Below are 19930 nucleotides of genomic sequence, written 5' to 3' on the forward strand. Positions count from 1 at the left end.
TTAATCTTTTAGTAATAATTTAGTTAATACTTTTGCAATAACAGTTAAGCTTATGATCATTATTATTAAATATGTGAATGACATTGAAGCTGCATATCCCATTTGAAACTCTCTCAAACCTTTAATAAAAATATAAAAACTTGAAGTCTCAGTTGAGGTTCCTGGACCACCAGAGGTTAACACATAAACTGTATCCATTATCTTTGAGGCTTCAATCAATCTAATAATAATTGCACCGATAGATATAGGTGCCATTAATGGAAATGTTACATAGATAAATTTTCTGACTGGGCTAGCTCCATCAATCGCAGCTGCTAAAAATGGTTCCTTTGGAAGTGATAAAAGGCCTGCTAACAATAGTAAAAACATAAAAGGTGTCCACTGCCAAACCTCAACTATAATTACAGTAAATTTAGCTAAAGTGGGATCTGTGAGCCATTTTGGTGAAAGACCAAAGTTGCCCAGAATATCATTTACAGGACCTAGAGATTCATGAAAAAAAGTTCTCCAAATAACAGTCATGATAACTGGTGTGGTCATCATAGGTATTAAAAATAATACTCTAAAAAACCTTTGAAACTTAATTTCCTTCCAGACCATGTGTGCTAATGCAAAACCAATTACATATTGAAGAACAACAGTTGTTACTGACAAAAAACTTAATCTAAAAAATGATTCCCAGAACCTTGGGTCATCTGTAAATAATCTTATATAGTTTTCAAGGCCTATAAAATTTAAACCATTATAACTATTCCACCCTGATAAACTTAAACGAACTACAAATATTATCGGGAAAATTAAGATACCTATAAGAACAAATAAACCAGGAAATAGAAAAATGTATTTATGTTTAAAGTTCATGACTTTGAATATTGATTATATTGCATGTATATGGCCACCTAATTAAAGGTGGCCATATAAAATTATTTTTATAACTTATTGTCTTCCATTTTGACACCAACAGCATAATCCTCTTGTACTGCTGATTTACCAACTCTTTTGACAATTGCTTCCCACTCTTTAGCAACTTCATCCAAAGCTTCTTGAGGAGATAGCTGACCAGCTAAAGCCTTAGAAGTTCCAGTTGCAACTGCACTAGTGAACTCAAATACACCACGAACTCTTAAAGGGAAAACTCTATTCTTACTTTTTTCCATGTCTTTAAGTGTTTTAGTGTAAGATTCTGCAATCTCTTTATCCCAACCCATTGTATCTATGTAAAGATTTGGATCGAAATCAGAGTTTTTAAATGGATTAACACCAAAGTTACCAATAGCTAAGTCAGCTTGGTGGTTTGCTCCATTAGAAAAGAAACAAAGATAATCAAACGCCATCTCTTGAACTTTACTTTTCTTAGCAACACCTACTGCCCAACCCCATACAATGTACGGTGCTTGGTTGTATTGGTTCTCCCATTTGCCAGTAACTCTGTTCCAAACTTTGTCTGCGCCTGGAAGAGGAGCTGTACCTACTTTATTTTTAATAGGACTATCATCTTGCATTGCTGCAATAAAAGCATCATCCCATGAAAAACTAAATAGAGTTTGTCCACCACCAAATGATCCAATTTCATCACCTAGTCCAAAGTTAATTCCTCCTGGAGGAACATACTTAGTAGCTTCTACCCAGTCAGTTAAAGCTTCAACAAACCCTGGATTGTTAACATTTGGTTTCATAGTTTCTAAATCAAAAAAGAAACCACCTGGAGTTCTAGGATTTTTAGCATACGCTACTGATCTACTGAAAAAAGCTGCGAACATTAAGTCGTCTTTTTTCATAACTTCAGCTGAACCGTATTCTTTTTCTCCATCTCCATCCCAATCCCAACCATTAAAGTATTTGGCCATTTCGCCATATTCTTTCCAAGTTGTAGGAACTTTTAACTCTTTACCAGTGTCTGCTTTGTATTTTTTTTGCATTTCAGGATTATCTATTACGTCTTTTCTGTATTTTAGATAATGTCTGTCTCCATCAACTGGATATTGGTACATAGTTCCATCCCAAGAAGAAACACCCACATGAGATTTTGTAACGTCTTTCATCTCTTTTGTGTTCATGTATTTTTTTGGAACTGGTGCTAAATACTGTCTCCAGTCATTTATAAAGTTAGAAAAACCAAATACGATATCGTATGGGGCTTGACCAGCTTTAAAAGGAACCATAGCTTTTGCATACAAATCACCTGCAGGTGTATGTGTTACATCAACTGTTGCGCCGGTTAGTTTTGCAAACTGTTCAGCATGAAGAGCTGTAGGCTGTCCGATTACTGGAACTGCGTGCGTATTTATTTTAAGAGTTTTTCCTTTATAATTTTTCTTAGAAATTTCTTCATAAGAACAATCACCTGGAATATCTCCTGTCGCTTTGATATGTGGAAATTGATCACTCCACTTATCTGCATAAGCTGGACTAAATATCAGAATTCCTGATATCATAGCACTTAAGCAAGTTTTTATTATTTTCATTACTCTCTCCTTTTTTTATTATTATGGAACTAAAACAGCTCTTCCCTTAACTTTACCCTCGTTAAGATCATGAAGTGCTTTATTAGCATCGCCTAATTTATATTCTTGCATAGAAAGCGTAACTAACCCTTTGTTAGCTAACTCCATCAGCTCATATAACTCAGACCACGTTCCCACTAAATTTCCAACAATTGTTTTTTCTGAAATAATTACATCGACAGCTAGAACTCTGATTTCTTCACCATAGCCAACGATATAATAGTATCCACTTCCTGCTGTCATTTTGATACCCATTGCAGTGGATCCTTTTTCACCAACAAAATCGATTACAGCTTCACCACCTTTACCTTTGGTAAGTTCTAAAACTCTTTCAACTTCATTGCCATCAATCAAAACTCCTTCATCACCACCAAGTGACATCGCATGTTTTAATGCTTCAGCAGATTTTTCAACAATAATAATATTTGCAGCACACATTGCTTTCAAACATTGAATTGCTATATGACCCAGTCCACCAGCTCCAATAATTACGCAAGTCTGACCTGGTAATAAATGTCTAGTAGCTTTTTTAACAACTCTATAAGCGGTAAGCCCTGCATCAGAAAATGGTGCAACATCTTTTGGCGCTAATATTGTTGGTAGTTTAATTAAGTTACGAACACTAGTTTTAAGCAGTTCAGCATATCCACCTTCTTTAATGTTTAGTCCTGGAAAGGCACCTTCTTCGGCATGCTGATCTAAGCCTCTACGACAGCTTAAACAAGTTCCATCTGTTCCAGAAATGATTGGGTGCAAAATTACTGGATCACCCTTTTTAAATCCAACGACATCCTTGCCCACTTCTTCAACCCAACCTGCATTTTCATGACCCATAACCATGGGTAATAAATCTCCTTTAGGATCTTGAATATGTTCCCATACACCTTCGATAATGTGTAAATCAGTTCTACAAACTCCTGCAGCACCAATTTTAACAATAACATCTGACGATTTTTCTAATTTTGGATCTGGCATTTCTTGCTCAGTCACCCAAACTTTTTCATCCATTTTTGGATTATATTTATGTAGAACTTGTGCTTTCATAATTACTCTCTATTTTTTTTGTTTGTTAATTTTTTTAATAACAAACCCTATCCAATATTCAGGTCAACTAAGAGTCAACTGCACAAAAAAGTGTTCAAAAAGTTAACAAAATACAACTTCTGGTTGGTTGTTCATTTTTAATTATGTCCTAAAATAAGAAATGCCAAATTTAACATCTGTTGAAAAAGAATTCTCTAACCTCACTAAGAAAAGAGGTTTTTTATCTTCTTTGATTGATAAAGATATAGCTGATAGCTGGAAGAGATGTATTTCAACAGGATTGGATCCGCTTAAAAAACCAAAGAGAACGATTCTTTCTTCTAAAGAGCTTGATGAGCTTAAAGAAAAAAATGAATATATTAGAAGACTGATAAACCCTGAGCTTGAACTTCTATATTCACAAATAGCTGGAACAAACTTTATGGTAGCATATTCTGACAGCACTGGCTCAGTTATGGATACTATTTACGATAAAACCTGTCTTAAAACTGATGTTGGAAAAATTGTAATACCTGGTTCAATTTGGAGAGAAGAAATTGGAGGTACTAATGGATTAGGACAGGTTGTAACTCTCAATAAAGACTCCATAGTTTCAGGTAAAGAGCATTTTTTTGAGTCACATGGAAAATTATCTTGCTTTGCAAGTCCAATACTAAATCATGAAGGTAAAACAATAGGTATAATAGATGCTTCTACTGATGTGCATTCAAGAGAGCAGCACACACTGGCGCTAGTTAAGCTTGCTACAAAAAGCATTGAAACAAAATTATTTATAAATCAATTTAAAGATGAATTAATTTTATCTTTCCATCCACGCCAAGAATATCTTAGTACTAATAGTGTTGGTTTGCTTGCAATTAATGGTGATGGATTTGTTGTTGGTTCTAATTCAAACGCACGAATAATGCTACATGGACTAGCACCATTAAAGAATGAGAATTTTAATAATATTTTTACAACTTCATTTTCTTCAATAGCAAATGAACTTTTACAAAATAAAATCCTAAAAATTTCTGATCATTTAGGTTCGTATGTCTTTATAATAAAAAGTCAAAATTTTAAGAAAAAAATATCCAAAGAAACAGGAATAAAAACTTATGCGTGCAATAACTGTAAAGGTTCTAAGTTTAAGGAAGAAAGATGTGTTTTAATTAAATCTGCATTTATAGAAACTGGAAATATTAGTGCAGCTTCTAGAAAACTTGGTGTATCAAGAACCACAATTTACAAACATCTAAAATAAAATTAATTTTTATAATTTCTTATTAAGAAAAATAGGTAGGAAAAGAAAGAAGTTAATAAAAAAAATATCATAGCAAATCTAAAGCCTGAAATTTCTGAATAGCCTAAGTTCATTGTGAGATCAATAATAACACCAATGATCCATTGAAGCGCAAATGCTCCAATAAAAAGAAGCAGATTAAATGATGTCAGTGCTTTTCCTGCATTTGAAAGTGAAAAAGCCATACCTACTGCTGGTTGGGTTAAGGATAAAAAAACAGAACTTACAGCAAAAAAAGCCCAGTGATATGCTCCTGCTTTAGGTCCAAGATAAATTATAAAAGCTAGAACAATTAAATTTAACGGTGCACCAAACTTCAATAATCTTATCGCATCTGAAACATTTTTTGAAATTTTAGGAACTAAATAACCCCAAGATAGGAATGATATTAAGAGAGAAAAATAAATTAAGAAAAGACCATTTGCACTTTGTTCAGGTGTATATCCTGAGACTTTAATCATCCATGGTCCTGCCCAAAGTGTCTGAATAGCAAACAATCCACCATAATTAAAAAATCCCATTGGAACTAAGCTTTTAAAAAAACTATTGTTCCAAATTTCTTTTAAAGAACCATTATCATTTGAGTTACTTTGAATATTTGCTTTATTCCAATTCGGTATAAAAAAAATAATTAAAATAATACAAAATATGGTTAATAGAGCTAAAGTGATAAATACCATTCTCCATCCAATTATCGGTAAAAAAAATTGTACAGGCAAACTAGAAGAGAGCATTCCAATTGCTCCCACCATTAACATCCATGAGTTTGCTCTTTGCTGTGTTTCGTCTTGATACCAAATTCTATAAGCGGTTAATGGTCCCATCAAACAAGCACCCACACCTATTCCAATTAAAATCCTTGATAATAAAAGAGTAATAAAATTTTCTGATAAAGAAAATGAGATCATGCCCAATACGGCTATAAGTAAAAAATATGATACTATTTTTTTTGGTCCTTTATTATCCAATAAATAGCCTAATGGAATTTGAACAGCAGCAAAACCTAAAAAATATCCACCTCCCAAAAGTCCTAAGTCACCAGCTGACAAATTAAATTCTGATATAAGATTAGGTGAAATTGTTGCAGTGATTGCTCTTAGTAAATTAGAGATATAATAACCAAGCGCAAATACTAAAAATATGGTTATCGCTTTTTGTTTTGATAAAATAACTTTATTCACAATTAGAAATTATAAAGAAATTAATTTACTTTATTTTTGCAATTTCCAGTTTTGAAAAACTCATCAATATTGTCTATAGCTAAATTGGCCATGGCAATTCTTGTGTGCTTAGTGGCACTCCCAAGGTGAGGCAAAATAAAAACACTTTTAATCTTCAGATAGCCTGGATTTAAATTTGGTTCACCTTTATAAACATCAAGTCCTGCTGCATAGATTTTTCTTCTATTTAATGCATCTATTAAAGCTTCATCTTCAACAATGTCTCCACGAGCTACATTTGTTATAACCGCACCTGTTGGAAAATATTCTAATGTTTCTTTATTAATTAAATTTTCAGTTTCTTTTGTTGCGGGGCAACAAATTGACAATACATCTGAAACTCCAAAAAGACTTTTAATGCTATCATGATAAATGGCACCTTGTTCTTTTTCGTCACTTAATTTTGATCTGTTGTGATAGTGAATAATCATTCCTAAAGATTTTGCAATTTTTGCAATCTTTTGACCTATTCTCCCCATTCCTAAAATTCCAAGCCTCGTACCAGTTAACTGCTTTCCTATCAAATAATCTGCAGACCATTTCCAGCTACTTTCTTTTGCAGCCTGAATGCCCTCTGGAACTCTTCTACATGCTCCAAGAATTAATAAAATTCCAATCTCAGCTGTGGCATCAGATAAAACTTCTGGTGTATTAGTCACAGCTATTCCTCTTTTTTTTGCTGCTTCTAAATCAATGTTCCCAAATCCAACTGCAAAATTAGAAATTACCTTAATACTGTCTGGAAGTTTGTTTATGGTCTCTTCATCCATTTTATCAGTTAAAGAAGTTAATATTGCATCATGACCTTCACTTAATTCAATAAGTTTTGACTGAGAATATAGCTCATCATTACCATTAAGCTTTGCATCAAATGTTTTTGAAGCTTTTTCCTCAGATTCTTTTAACAATCTTCGTGTAATTATAATTTTTTTCATAAAAAATTATTAACTTAATAATCTTAATATATCCATCAAGTTTTTTATTAGCATTACTTTTTTTAACATTTTCCCAATTAAATAATCAAAATTGTAGCAATATATCTCTATATTTTTTTAAACAATTTAGTATGGTAATAAGATGCCAATCGATGACTATAAAAAAATATTTGAAATAATAGATAGCACTAATAGAGTTAATTCAAATTTAAAAATAAATTCTCCTCAAAAATTTAACCTTTTACTTTGTAATATTAATAAACTTATGACGAAGAGATTAGAGGATTTTGGTGGAGAAAGTTGCTTAAAATGGTTTTTAAAAACTATGAAAAGATACCATGTTCTTCTACAGATCATGAGTTTATATGGGAAAAATTCATTTGCTTATAAAGAACAAATAATAAAAAATTTAAATGAATATTCTAATAAAACTATTTTACATATTGTTAATGAAGCTTTAACTAAAAAATATATTATTCATATAAGTAATAACTCGGTAACAGATAGTAAAAAAAAATTAATTGGACCTTCTCCACTACTTTTATCTTCATATATACATTGGAATATTAAACATATATCCAACTATTCTAGTGCTATTAAACAATTACTTAAATAGACTTTTTTTCTAAAAACTAACTTGAACTTTTCCAATTGGTAAAATTTCACCAATAAATTTTTCTTTTTTTTTAACAGGAACTATAGATGTGGTTGACCCTGTCGTAACCCAAAAATCGTCATTTAAAGAAATCCCACTTTTTTGTAATTCCTTAATTAGCCAAAATAATGCATTTATTGGATTTCCCAAAACATTTTTTGTATGCCCCAAATAAACTTTTTTATTATTAAGATTTGTTATTTTGGTTTTTGAATGAAAATCCAAAATATTCTTTATCTTATATATTTTGGATTTTATAAGTGAAATATTTAAACCAAAATCAACTACTGCCTGTCCAACAAAATGAATTTTTTTTAATTTTTGTCTATAACCAACCAACTCGATAGCTGGTGTAATACCATTGATGTATTTTTTTAATTGTTTTTTTTTATTAATTTTGATGTTAAATATTTTTTTACTTATTTTGTAAGCAACTTCTAATTCAATACCTAAAGTATTATGAGGTAATTTAAGTTTTTCTTTGTTCTTGAAGGTTTGCTCTTTAAAGACAAATGAATAAAAAGGTTCTTTAGTCTTTAAAACCTTCATTATATCCTTATTTGTTGCTCCAATTTTAAAACCTATTGGATGCCATTCAAGTTTTGCTTCAGCAAAATTTTTAATTTGTTTTACTAAATTAATATTCTTTAAAATATTAATTGGTAAAGGTTTAATTAAAATATTTTTTTTTCTAGCAAAAGCTAAAGAGCTTGAAAAAGTATTTATCTGCTTAAAAATTTTTTTAGAATACATTCCTAAATAAATTTAAAATTTACTTTAGATATTTTTTTTCCATACCTGCTGCAACCGTATATTTGGGATCTACAAAATTTCCCAATCTAACCTTGCCAACTTGACTCAAAATCATATAAATATCCCAAGTGTCAAAATTATAGTCTTTAGCAAGCCACCTAACTAGCTCTCTATAGGCTATTCTAGTTGCGTCTTCTAAGGGTCTTGTACTTCCTATGGCCATTAACATATCTTCCGTTTCTAGCCTTGGCCAATCAATCGTATAATTTTTTATAAGATCTACTCTTATTGTTGTTGTGGTCGGATATTCAACAGCAACTCCACATACCTCACCATCACCTTGGCATGCATGTGCATCTCCTATAAATAATCTAGCTCCAGGGCTTCTGACAGGTAAATAAGTTATACTTCCAGGTCCCATATCTGGAAGATCCATATTTCCTCCATGATTATCTGGTGTTAACGAATTGATAGAATCTATCTCCGGAGAGCAACTCAAAGTTCCAATGTGTGGCTTATATGGCAAGGTTATTCTATCTGACCAATAAACATTTTTTTCATCTAAATTTATTTTTCTTACTTTCTCAGGTAATGGATCGTTTAATGTTGCAGTATAACTTGTTCCCGTTAAGGCTCCAAACTCCTCTATCATACAGCAAGTTCCTAAAGGATTACTTCCTCTTGGTACCATCTTATCAATATATACAGCTATAGCATCTCCCTTTTCTGCACCTTCTATCATTATGGGACCATTTTGAGGATTTAAAAATGGCATTACTAGTTTTTCAGAAGGCTTATCTGTTTCTTTTTGAATTTTTCCCTCAAATGCATCTCTAGTTTCAACAACTACCGTATCACCTGGTTTAATGTTCATTACTGGATCTGAATACGGTCCCATTGTATATTGATATTTTCCCTGCACTTCTTCAGTGAGGTTATGAATTTTACCTTTACTGTCTCTACCCACACCTTTTGTCATCATTATAGAATTTTTTAACCAACTCATATTTCCTCCTTTTTATTAGTTATGTAAACTTAACAAATCTCTTGCCTTTTCAACAGTATTTATTTCTGAAGACTTTAACTTTTTTATTAAAATTCCTTTTTCTAATAGAATGCAGTCAGAATTTAGCTGACTAATTAATGAAATATTTTGTTCAACAACAATAAATGTTTTTTTTGAATTTTTTGATAAATTTGACAAAATATTTCCAATAAATTTTACGATTGAAGGCTGAATTCCTTCTGCCGGTTCATCTAAAATAATTATTTCTGGATCAAAAATTAAGGCTCTAGCTATTGCAAGTTGCTGTTGCTGTCCTCCACTTAATGATGATCCGTCTGCATATCTTTTTTCTTTTAAAATTGGAAACAAAGAATAAATTTCTTCTAATTTATCTTGAATACTAAATGAAAGTTTTTTTCTAGTATAAATTGGAAGCATTATATTTTGCTCAACTGTTAAGGTGCTAAAGATTTCACGTCCTTGGGGTACATACCCTATTCCTGATTTTGACCGGTAATCTGGGCTTGAGTTTGTTATGTCTTTATTTTTAAAGGTAATTTTTCCCTCTCTTACATCTATAAGTCCCATTATGGTCTTCATCAAAGTTGTTTTGCCCATTCCATTACTTCCAGTAATAGAAAGAATTTGACCCTGATCAACTTCAAAAGAGAGATTGTTAACAATTACAGTAGAGCCATACCCAGATGACACATTTTCGATTTTTAATATTGAGTTTTTTGTCATTAGCTTAATCCTAAATAAATATCATTTACCCCTTTGTCTGAAAGAACTTGATCAACACTTCCTTCTATGAACATTTTTCCTAAGTGTAGTAATGAAACCTTTGAGGCTGTCTGTTTTACAAAATCCATATCATGACCCACGACTACAAAAGTAATACCCTGTTTGTTTAGATTTTTAACAATTTCTCCAGTTAATCTTGTTTCATCAACAGATAAGCCAGCTGTTGGTTCATCTAAAAAAACTAAATCAGGTTTAGAAATAGTCGATAGCGCTATATCAAGCCATTGTTTTTTGCCATGAGATAAATCGCCAGCTAAATTATTTTTTTCTTTTTCAAGAGAAAAATCATTTAATAAATCATTTATTTTAAGAGAGTCCTCTCTGTTGTTTGCTAATGACAAGTTTTGAAGAACAGTCAATTCTGAAAAAATAGATGGGGCTTGAAATTTAACTCCCATTCCTAAATTTATTCTTTCATGAAGTTTTAACTTTTCAATATTTTTACCTTTATACAAAATAGTTCCAGCATTTGGAGAGTGAAAACCAATAACTAGTTTAAAGAATGTACTTTTTCCAGCTCCATTAGGGCCAATGATAAATCTTATTTCTCCTGGATCTACTGTCAAAGAAACATCATCTACAGCAGTAAAGCCACCAAACTTTTTAGTTACTGATTTAGTTTCTAAGATTGAAGCCATTTAACTTTTTCTATTAATTTATTTTTTAACATTAGAATAATTCCATCGGGAAAAAACCTCGTAGCAATTACTAAGATTAAGCCCATTACTATTATTGCAAATTGCTTACCATTTATTGCTAAAGTTTGAGAAAGCCACACAAAAAATATGCAACCTATAAAAACTGAAAAGAAATCTTTTTTCCCGCTTGCAGCAACGTAAACAACTGGCAACGCTGCTGAAACTAAACCCATTGAGTCAGGAGTTATATAGCTTCCCCAATTAGTATAAAGAATACCACTAATCCCCGCCAATACAGACGCGATTGTAAACCCAATTAATTGTATTTTTTGAACATTATGTCCAAGACTTGAAACTCTATCTCTGTCTTCTTTTGAAGCAAGAAATATCAATCCCATTTTAGAACTTTTGAACTTATATAAAGAAATTAAAACTAATATTGATAATATTAAAATGAAGTAATACTGAGTCACTCCCTCAACTAAACCAAAAGGAATATTTTCAAAACCTATTATTGGCATGCCTTGCATACCGTTAAAACCATTTAATCTTGCAGCACCAATAGTGTATTCTGGACCTGCTGTTTGTTGCATAAAAGTTTCAAGAACCAAAGTTATTGCTAGAGTTACTATTCCAATAAATACGTCATAAATTCCACCATAGAACAAAAAATATCCAACAATCAAACCAAAAACTCCTGTGAGCATTAAGGCTAAAATAATTGACCACAAACTAACACCAGCAACTCCCAAAAAATTTATACTTATTACTGAAAACCCATATCCTGCTAAACCAAAAAAAGCTGTTTGACCAAAACTTAAAATACCTCCCATTCCCCAGATTACGGCAAGACCTAATGAAATAAAAGTCCAACACATAAAATAAGAAAAATTATCAAGATAATAACTATCAATAAATAATGGCAATGTTCCCAAGATTAAAAAAGTTATAATTTGTAATTTATTTTTTTTATAATTAACTTTCATTTTTATTTAGATTTTGTTTTAAGTATTAGACCACTAAAACCATTTGGCAGATATCTTATGATTAATATTACAGCACACAATATTGCTATTAACCCAATTGTTGATTTATAAAAAAATGTAACTGATGTCTGAACTGTTCCTAGAAATGCAGCAGCTGGAACTAATCCTACAAAAGGGCTTGCACCGGCTGTAACAACTGTAATAAATGCACTTACAATAAAGGCTTGTCCTATACTTGGCACAATAGTCATTGTTGGAGCATACAATGCACCTGTTAGACCAGCTAAACCAGCACCAATTGCAAAAGTTGTTGAGTAAACATTTTTAACATCTACACCCATTGATGATGATATTGAAGGGTTTTCAATTGTAGCCCTTGCTAGTGTGCCAAAACTTGTCCTCATAAACAAATAATATAAAAGAAACAAAATAAATAATGCAAAGAAGATTAGAAAGATTCTGTATTCTGAATAAGAAAATTCTCCTAACTGAAAATTACCCATAGGAGTCTGTAGTCCTTCATAAGAAGGTCCAAAAATAACTAAAAAAGATTGTGAAACAATTAAGCTTATTCCCCACGTGGCAACAACTGAATCTAACGGTCTTCCATATAAATATCGAATTACAAATTTTTCTAATATTAAACCAAAAATTATAGTAACTATAACTCCAAACGCCATTGCAATAGGTAAAGGTAAATTAAAAACTTTTCCAGAAACGACCGTGCCATATGCTCCAACTGTGATGAATTCTCCATGTGCAAGATTAATAATTTTCATCATTCCAAAAATTACAGCCAATCCGATAGCTGCTAAAAGCAAAAATGCTAAAGAGTCTCCAAACTGGTAAAAAATATTAAAAAGAAAAACCATAGAATTTTATAATTATTTGAATTTAAAACTTAGCGGTAATAATATTACCGCTAAGTTTAATTTTATATGTTAGTTTTTTGGTGGATTTGATGGAGTATACTGAGAGTAATCAGCTTTATTTGCTAAATCACATCCATTATCTCCTAACCAGTATGGTTTAATATCCTTCCAAATTTTAGGTATTGTTACTTCATGACCTTTTCCAACTCTCACTAAGAAAATCGTATGACTTCCATGGTGACTTTTTGGATCCATAGTCACAACACCTGAAGGACCATCGTGAGAAATGCCACTCTCTAAAGCTGCAACTACTTTCATCGTATCAGTAGTACCTGCTTTCTCCACTGCTTTGGCATACATATTTATTGCATTATATGCGTTGGCTGATTCCATATTGATATATGGTTCATTTGGATATAGTGCTCTGAATCGTTCCACATAGTCTTTACTTTTATCATGAAACTCTCCTGATTTAATTACTTCATGAACTTCTTGAATGTAATTTACAGTTACGTACATGTTCTCTAACGCTGGAGGAGCAAATCTTCTATGCTCATACGCTTGTCCTACATTGATTGAAGTAGCCATTGGAATCCCCAAACCAGCTGAAGCTTGTTGTTCATAAAATGAAGCTTGTTTAGCTCCAACTAAAAGAGTCATCAAAACATCTGGTTTTGCTTTTTGGATTTTTTGGATTGTTTGACTATATTGAGAAACATCTAGAGGTATAAATTCTTCACCTACCATTGTTCCACCAGCATCCTTAACTATCTGTCTAACCCATTCAGCTGAAATTTGACCAAAGTTATAGTCAGCCGCTATTGTGTAAACATTTTTTCCATACTTCTCCATCATCCAAGGTACCAAAGTACTGAATTGTTGTTCAGGAACTGCTCCAGTCATAAAGGTAGTTTTACTACAAACACCACCTTCATATTGGTTGTTGTAAAAATAAAGCATTTTATTTTTTTCCATAATGCCTCTTATTGACTCTCTAGATGCACTAGAAAATGCTCCAAATACAACATCAACTTTATCCTTCTTGATCAGTCTTTTAGCAAACTCTTGAAATCTTCTATTGTCTGACTGAGTATCGTATCTTACTATTTCAAGTTGCTTACCTAAAACGCCACCATTAGCATTAATTTCTTTTACTGCTAATTCATAGGCATGTATTTTTGGAACCACTGCTATAGCAAAGTTTCCTGTTTCATCTTCTAAAATACCAAGCTTAATTGTTTCAGCAGACCATACAGTACTGAAGAACAATAAAAAACCAGATACTAGAAGTGCAATTGTTTTTTTCATATATTACCCCTTAGTTATTATTTTTAAAGATTAAAACAAAATGAATTATCAAAAAATAGAGAAAATATTATATGAAAATAATACATGAAAATAATTTCATTTTTTACAATAAATTTTCTTATCAATGTGGTTAAATAAAATGAATGTTAAAAAAAAATTATAAAGTTGCAGCAGTTCAATACGAACCTTCTCAATTTAAAAAAGATTACAATGTTAGTTCTCTAATAAACCTTTGTGAGGAAGCAGCAAAAAATGGGGCAAAACTTATTGTGACACCAGAAATGGGGACAACTGGATATTGCTTCCTGAACAGAAAAGAAATTAGTTCATTGGTCGAACAAATACCAGGGCCTACTACAGAAAAATTTTATGAGATAGCAAAAAAATTTAACTGTTTTATTGTTATTGGTTTACCCGAAGTAGATAAAGAAACTCAACTATATTATAATACAGCAGTACTTATTGGACCTAAGGGTATAATTGGTAAGCATCGTAAAAGTCACTCTTACATAGCTGAACCTAAATGGTCAGCTCCTGGACAAGATCATTTAGTCTTTGATACAGAAATTGGAAAAATAGGTATTTTGATTTGCATGGATATACATTTTATCGAGACTGCTAGACTGGTTGCCCTACAAAAAGCTGACATTATAATTCATATAAGTAACTGGCTTGGAGAAAGAACGCCTGGCCCATATTGGATTAGTAGAGCTTTCGAAAATAGCTGTTACTTAATAGAGGGAAACCGATGGGGATTAGAAAGAACTGTACAATTTAGTGGTGGAAGCTGTGTAATTAATCCTGACGGGTCCATAGCTTCTGTAATTGATAAGGGTGATGGATTAGCTTATGCAAACATTGATATTTCGTGGTCTAGAAAAAGACAAGTTTTAAATGAAAAAATATTTGATGATAGAAGGCCTGAAATGTATTTAAATTTACCTACAAATCCTTATTTATGGAATCCGCTAGATTTTTTTGGACTGTATGGAATGGATCCTTTGCCTAAAGGAAAGGAGTCGGTGGTTTCTATCGTACAAATGAATACAACAAATAATATAAACCAAAATTTGAAAGAAATTTTTAAACATTTGCAAATAGCTAAAAATAATTTAAGTGAATTAGTGGTTTTTCCTGAATTAGCTTTGACTGGTCACTTAAATAAAAATAAATCTGCTATTAGTAAAAAAAGCCCTGAAATCGTACAATTAGCAAATTATGCAAATAAAAATAATTTATATATTTGTTGTGGGTTTGCTGAAAAAGAAAAAAAAGAATCTTATAACTCTTCAATACTATTTGGCCCTGAGGGAATTATAGGTGTTTATAGAAAAATTCATTTAAACAATGAAGATAAGAAGTGGGCTACTGAAGGTAATGAATGGAAGTATTATGACACCAAAATTGGAAGGATTGGTTTAATGATTGGGTATGATGCTATTTTTCCTGAGTCTGCACGTTGCTTGGGGTTATATGGATGTGATTTAGTTTTATGCGCATCCGCACAAAAGGGAACTTTCACTCATGGCCACGAGGGAAGTAATATTAGACAAAACTATCCTATTCCTATGGGGGCTGACCCAAATCACTGGAATCATTTTAGAATAAGAGGTGGTGAAAATAACATATATTTCTTGTATGCAAATATTTTTGACAAAAAAAATACTTATCTTGGTAAAAGTGGAATTTTTGGACCAGATCCTTTTAAATTTCCAAGAGAAGAAAGTTTAATTCACAAAGATGAAGATATAACTCATTTAAAAATAGATACATCTAACTTGGACACAAATTATCCTACTAATGTTGTAAGAGATAAATTCATGATGAAAATGAGACAACCACACCATTACATTCCATTAGTAGAACACCATCAAAAAAATAAATAAATAAAATTACTTATTTTGTAATATTTTTGGTTTTGGACCGCCAGTATACCAATCTAATATCTCAATGGTATGTAAAATTGGAGTTTTGGTTCCATTAGAAATTTGAGTAATACAACCTATATTTCCTGTTGAAATAAAATCTGGTTTCAAACTTTCAATATTTTTTACTTTTTTACTTAATAATTCTTTAGCAATTTCAGTTTGCAAAATATTATAAGTGCCAGCAGACCCACAACAGATATGTCCTTCTGGAATTTCCATAATTTCATTATTTGTTTTTGAAAGTAATGACATGGGTTGACTGTGTACTTTTTGTCCATGTTGCATTGAACATGCAGAATGATAAGCAATTTTATATTTCTTGTCTTTTGTTTTAAAGTTTAATTTTAAATTAGTATCTAAATATTCAGAAACGTCTTTTGTTAAATCAGAAATCACTTTTGCTTTCTTTTTCATTTCTTCATCATCTTTAAAAATAAAACCATAGTCTTTCATGGTCGTTCCACAACCAGAAGTATTTGATAAAATAGCATCTAAATTGCCTTTTTGATGTTCATCATACCAAGTATTAATATTATTTCTAAAATCTTGGTGGGCATCATCTTCTTTTCCTAAATGATGGTTCAATGATCCACAACATCTAATCTTTTTAGGCACAACCACTTCAACTCCATGTCTGTTTAAAAGTCTAATGGTTGCCTCATTAATTTGAGGAGAAATTTCTTTTTGAACACATCCAGTTAAAAGAGCAACTCTTGCAATTTTATTTTTTGCACTTACAGAATAAACTTCTTTTTGTTTTATAGTTTTTTTAGGAAAACTTGTCGGCATCAAATTCATCATATCTTTTATTTTTAATGGCATTAAAAATTGAAAAGGTTTAGCTAATTTAACCATATAACTTGCTAATCTGAAGTATCCTGTATTTGGTAACACTACTGATAAAAAATTTCTAATTGTTCTATCAAAAAAAGATCTTTCATAGTTTTTTTCAATATATTTTTTACCATGATCAATGATGTGCATATAATTTACTCCAGCAGGACAAGTGGTCATGCAGCTATAGCAAGACAAACATCTATCTATATGTTTTACAGTTTTTGCTGTTGGCTTTTTTTGATTTTCCAACATATCTTTAATCAAATAAATTCTTCCTCGCGGTCCATCTAATTCGTCACCAAATATTTGATGGGTTGGACAAGTTGCATTACAAAAACCACAATGAACACACTTTTTAAAAATTTTTTCTGTTGCAGCATTGTCACTGTCTTTTAATTGTTTTTCAGTAAAGTTTGTTTGCATTAAATTCCTCTATACATTTTTCCAGGATTAAAAATTCTTTTAGGATCAAAACTTTTTTTGATCTTTTCTGATATTAAAAGTCTTGTATCGTCTACTGTAAAAATTGTTTCTTCGTAATCATATTCATCCGATGTCTTTATGATAGTTAAATAACCACCTAATTCTTTGGTCAATTTTTTAATATCGCTAACCTTAGAGTTCTTTTTTGATTGAACCTCTATCCAATATAATGAGCCACACCAATCAATGTAATATTTATACTTATTACCTAAGAATTGCATCAACTTAGGGCCTTTCGAAGGAGGCACTACTACTCTTAAAAGGTTATTCTTTGTTGATTTGAATATTTCAAGATTATTTATTTTTTTCCAAAATGGTGTTGATTGATGAACATCTAAAACTGTTGTATTCAGCTTACTAAGCTCCAGTTCATTTGTTAAAGCTTTTAATTTTTCATCTATTGAAATTTTATCTCCTTCTATTCTTAGTGCTAAAAATGAACCTTTGTATTTTAAGTCATTAAATTTAAAGACCATCTCTTTGTTTTGGTCATAATTTTCATCTTTGGGTTCTTCAGGAATATAAACAGCTCCAGAGACTTCGCTGCTTGAACTAGATATCTTATCAAATAAATTTTTAACTAATTTTTTATCATCAGTATGTATAGTAATTGTATTAGATAATTTTTTTTTAGGTAGAACCTTCAATGTTATTTCAGTTAAAGCAACTAAAGTTCCAAAAGATCCTGTTACTAGTTTTGATAGGTCATAACCTGTAACATTTTTTACAACTGTCCCACCTGATTTAATTATATCTCCTTTACCATTCACACCTCTAAAACCTAATATGTGATCTCTTAAACTTCCTACTTTAAATCTTCGAGAGCCAGCAAAGTTACAAGCTAAATGGCCTGCTATGGTGCCCTTATTTGATTTTCCATTTTCAATAAATCCAAAATCAATAGGCTCAAAAGCAAGTTCTTGATTGTTTTTTTCTAACTCCTTTTCAACTAACTCTAATGGCGTGTTAGCTTTAACCTTAATATATAGTTCTTCAGGCAAATACTCAATTACACCTGACAACTTAGACATAGATAGTTTTTTTGCAGATTGAATGTTGTTACCAATAAAATTTTTTGAACCTGTGCCAATTATTTCTGTTGGTTGGTTTTTTTTGTAAAGTTCCTGAACTAGATTTGAAACTTGCAGCTCATCTTCTGGATAATAAGTATTATTAGAATCTTGGAAGATCTGGGAATTTTTCTTCATTTCTGTGGACATGTACCCTTCCTTCCTCTGCACATTTTCTTAATATTGGATAAACTTTTCCTGGGTTTAGTAAATTTTTTTCATCCAGTGATTTTTTAATATCTAATTGTTGTTGAATATCTGTATTATTAAACATCTCACACATTAGTTCTCTTTTTTCTACTCCTACCCCATGTTCTCCAGTGATCACTCCCCCTAATCTAACGCACGTCTTTAGTATCTCGGCTCCAAATTCCTCTGTTTTTCGCAGTTGTTCTTTATCACTTCCATCAAACATTATTAATGGATGTAAATTTCCATCTCCTGCATGAAAACAATTTGCTACAGGTAATTTGTATTTTTCAGAAAGTCTTTTTATTTCAAGTAAAGCTTCCGCAAGTTTTCCTCTTGGTATGGATCCGTCCATACAATAATAATCTGGTGCCATAGCTCCACATGCTGGAAATGCTGCTTTTCTACCTGCCCAAAATGATAGTCTTTCTTTTTCATTTTTACTCAATTTTAAACTTGAGCAATTATTTTTTTCACAAATACTTCTGACTTGTTTTAATAATTCATCTACCTCAGATTCGGTTCCATCTAATTCTACAATCAATAAAAGTTCCGCATCTCTTGGATATCCTGCTTTACTAAAATTATCTGTTGCTTCTATCAAAGCTTTATCCATTATTTCCATACCTGCTGGAACAATTCCACTTGAAATTATTTCTGATGCTGCGTTTCCACCTTCTTCAATTGTTGGAAAGCCTATTAGCGCTGCTTTAACTACTTGAGGGTTTTTTAAAATTTTTACTGTCACTTCAGTAATCACTCCTAATAATCCTTCTGAACCACAAATTAATCCCATTAGATCATACCCTTCTTGATCAAGAGTTTTTCCACCAACTCTACAAACTGTTCCATCCATCATTACCATTTCAACACCTAAAATATTATTAGTTGTTGTTCCATATTTTAGAGAATGGACGCCTCCAGAATTTTCAGCAACATTACCCCCTATTGAGCATGCAAGTTGACTTGATGGGTCTGGTGCATAGTAAAAATTTTTATGTTGTACGGCATGTGTTATTCCTAAATTTGTTACACCAGGTTGGGTTACTACACATTTATTTTCAAAATCAATTTCTATAATTTTATTAAATTTTCCAAGACTTAATAAAATTGCATCATTTAAAGGTAGGGCTCCTCCTGAAAGACCAGTGCCGGCCCCTCTTGGTACAACTTTAATATTTTCTTTATGACAAAATTTTAAAATATTACTTACTTCTTCAGTGTTTTCTGGCATCACAACAGCCAATGGTGTCTGTGTGTAAGCTGCTAATGCATCAGTTTCATATGGTTTAATATCATCTGCATGACTTAAAACATTTTCTGGATTGATAATTTTTGCAAGATTTTTAAAAATATATTCTTTTTTATTAATCGTTGCTTTGTCAATCTTTGGCAGAACTAATTCACTCATTAGTC

The 19930-nt window shown here is 31.5% G+C and carries 18 protein-coding genes; 3 read left to right on the top strand and 15 right to left on the bottom strand.

Features of this window, described 5'->3' with window-relative positions; translation table 11 throughout:
- The 3 genes from AC5SML_RS06430 to AC5SML_RS06440 form a co-directional block, all read right to left on the bottom strand.
- Positions 1-861 carry a carbohydrate ABC transporter permease gene (locus AC5SML_RS06430; RefSeq protein ID WP_011281585.1) on the bottom strand — a complete coding sequence of 287 codons (861 nt, stop codon included), beginning with the start codon at positions 859-861 and terminating at the stop codon, positions 1-3.
- A 68-nt stretch (positions 862-929) separates the two neighbouring features.
- Positions 930-2465, bottom strand: coding sequence for a type 2 periplasmic-binding domain-containing protein (locus AC5SML_RS06435; RefSeq protein ID WP_011281586.1), 1536 nt, complete (start codon positions 2463-2465; stop codon positions 930-932).
- Positions 2466-2486: 21 nt separating this feature from the next.
- Positions 2487-3548, bottom strand: a complete 1062-nt coding sequence (locus tag AC5SML_RS06440; RefSeq protein ID WP_011281587.1) for an NAD(P)-dependent alcohol dehydrogenase — start codon at positions 3546-3548, stop codon at positions 2487-2489.
- A gap of 160 nt (positions 3549-3708) precedes the next feature.
- On the opposite strand from AC5SML_RS06440, the gene AC5SML_RS06445 reads away from it, so the two are divergent.
- Entirely contained in the window at positions 3709-4791 is a 1083-nt protein-coding gene (locus tag AC5SML_RS06445; RefSeq protein WP_494617088.1) for a GAF domain-containing protein, read from the top strand.
- Positions 4792-4793: 2 nt separating this feature from the next.
- On the opposite strand, the gene AC5SML_RS06450 is transcribed toward AC5SML_RS06445, so the two are convergent.
- Both AC5SML_RS06450 and AC5SML_RS06455 read right to left on the bottom strand, forming a co-directional pair.
- Positions 4794-6011 (bottom strand): MFS transporter, encoded by a 1218-nt coding sequence (locus tag AC5SML_RS06450; protein ID WP_494617090.1) that lies wholly within the window; start codon positions 6009-6011, stop codon positions 4794-4796.
- A gap of 20 nt (positions 6012-6031) precedes the next feature.
- Positions 6032-6985, bottom strand: a complete 954-nt coding sequence (locus AC5SML_RS06455) for a 2-hydroxyacid dehydrogenase (protein WP_494617091.1) — start codon at positions 6983-6985, stop codon at positions 6032-6034.
- A gap of 142 nt (positions 6986-7127) precedes the next feature.
- On the opposite strand from AC5SML_RS06455, the gene AC5SML_RS06460 reads away from it, so the two are divergent.
- The gene (locus tag AC5SML_RS06460; protein ID WP_494617093.1) at positions 7128-7601 is read left to right on the top strand and encodes a hypothetical protein; all 474 of its coding nucleotides are present in this window, start codon (positions 7128-7130) and stop codon (positions 7599-7601) included.
- 9 nt (positions 7602-7610) lie between these two features.
- On the opposite strand, the gene AC5SML_RS06465 is transcribed toward AC5SML_RS06460, so the two are convergent.
- The 7 genes from AC5SML_RS06465 to AC5SML_RS06495 form a co-directional block, all read right to left on the bottom strand.
- Positions 7611-8393 (bottom strand): hypothetical protein, encoded by a 783-nt coding sequence (locus AC5SML_RS06465; RefSeq protein WP_494617095.1) that lies wholly within the window; start codon positions 8391-8393, stop codon positions 7611-7613.
- A gap of 19 nt (positions 8394-8412) precedes the next feature.
- Positions 8413-9399, bottom strand: a complete 987-nt coding sequence (locus tag AC5SML_RS06470; RefSeq protein WP_494617097.1) for an acetamidase/formamidase family protein — start codon at positions 9397-9399, stop codon at positions 8413-8415.
- 15 nt (positions 9400-9414) lie between these two features.
- Positions 9415-10143, bottom strand: a complete 729-nt coding sequence (locus AC5SML_RS06475) for an ABC transporter ATP-binding protein (RefSeq protein WP_494617098.1) — start codon at positions 10141-10143, stop codon at positions 9415-9417.
- Positions 10143-10841 (bottom strand): ATP-binding cassette domain-containing protein, encoded by a 699-nt coding sequence (locus tag AC5SML_RS06480; RefSeq protein WP_494617099.1) that lies wholly within the window; start codon positions 10839-10841, stop codon positions 10143-10145. The genes AC5SML_RS06475 and AC5SML_RS06480 overlap by 1 nt, the downstream gene beginning before the upstream one ends.
- Positions 10826-11827 (bottom strand): ABC transporter permease subunit, encoded by a 1002-nt coding sequence (locus AC5SML_RS06485; RefSeq protein WP_494617100.1) that lies wholly within the window; start codon positions 11825-11827, stop codon positions 10826-10828. Before AC5SML_RS06485 ends, AC5SML_RS06480 begins: the two co-directional genes overlap by 16 nt.
- A 2-nt stretch (positions 11828-11829) precedes the next feature.
- Positions 11830-12699 carry an ABC transporter permease subunit gene (locus AC5SML_RS06490; protein WP_494617101.1) on the bottom strand — a complete coding sequence of 290 codons (870 nt, stop codon included), beginning with the start codon at positions 12697-12699 and terminating at the stop codon, positions 11830-11832.
- A gap of 69 nt (positions 12700-12768) precedes the next feature.
- Positions 12769-14007, bottom strand: a complete 1239-nt coding sequence (locus AC5SML_RS06495) for an urea ABC transporter substrate-binding protein (protein ID WP_494617103.1) — start codon at positions 14005-14007, stop codon at positions 12769-12771.
- A gap of 143 nt (positions 14008-14150) precedes the next feature.
- Here AC5SML_RS06495 and AC5SML_RS06500 point away from each other — a divergent pair, with 143 nt between their 5' ends.
- Positions 14151-15893 carry a nitrilase-related carbon-nitrogen hydrolase gene (locus tag AC5SML_RS06500; protein WP_494617104.1) on the top strand — a complete coding sequence of 581 codons (1743 nt, stop codon included), beginning with the start codon at positions 14151-14153 and terminating at the stop codon, positions 15891-15893.
- Positions 15894-15899: 6 nt separating this feature from the next.
- Here AC5SML_RS06500 and glcF read toward each other — a convergent pair whose 3' ends face one another.
- The 3 genes from glcF to AC5SML_RS06515 are packed head-to-tail and all read right to left on the bottom strand — an operon-like array spanning position 15900 to position 19925.
- Positions 15900-17195 carry a glycolate oxidase subunit GlcF gene (glcF, locus tag AC5SML_RS06505; protein WP_494617105.1) on the bottom strand — a complete coding sequence of 432 codons (1296 nt, stop codon included), beginning with the start codon at positions 17193-17195 and terminating at the stop codon, positions 15900-15902.
- A complete protein-coding gene (locus AC5SML_RS06510) occupies positions 17195-18463 on the bottom strand; it encodes an FAD-binding protein (RefSeq protein ID WP_006997635.1) in 1269 nt (422 codons plus the stop codon). The genes glcF and AC5SML_RS06510 overlap by 1 nt, the downstream gene beginning before the upstream one ends.
- Complete coding sequence (locus AC5SML_RS06515; protein WP_011281593.1) at positions 18429-19925, bottom strand: FAD-linked oxidase C-terminal domain-containing protein; 1497 nt, start codon at positions 19923-19925, stop codon at positions 18429-18431. Before AC5SML_RS06515 ends, AC5SML_RS06510 begins: the two co-directional genes overlap by 35 nt.
- Positions 19926-19930 lie beyond the last annotated feature (5 nt).

The sequence above is a fragment of the Candidatus Pelagibacter sp. PS_17 genome (assembly GCF_059417945.1).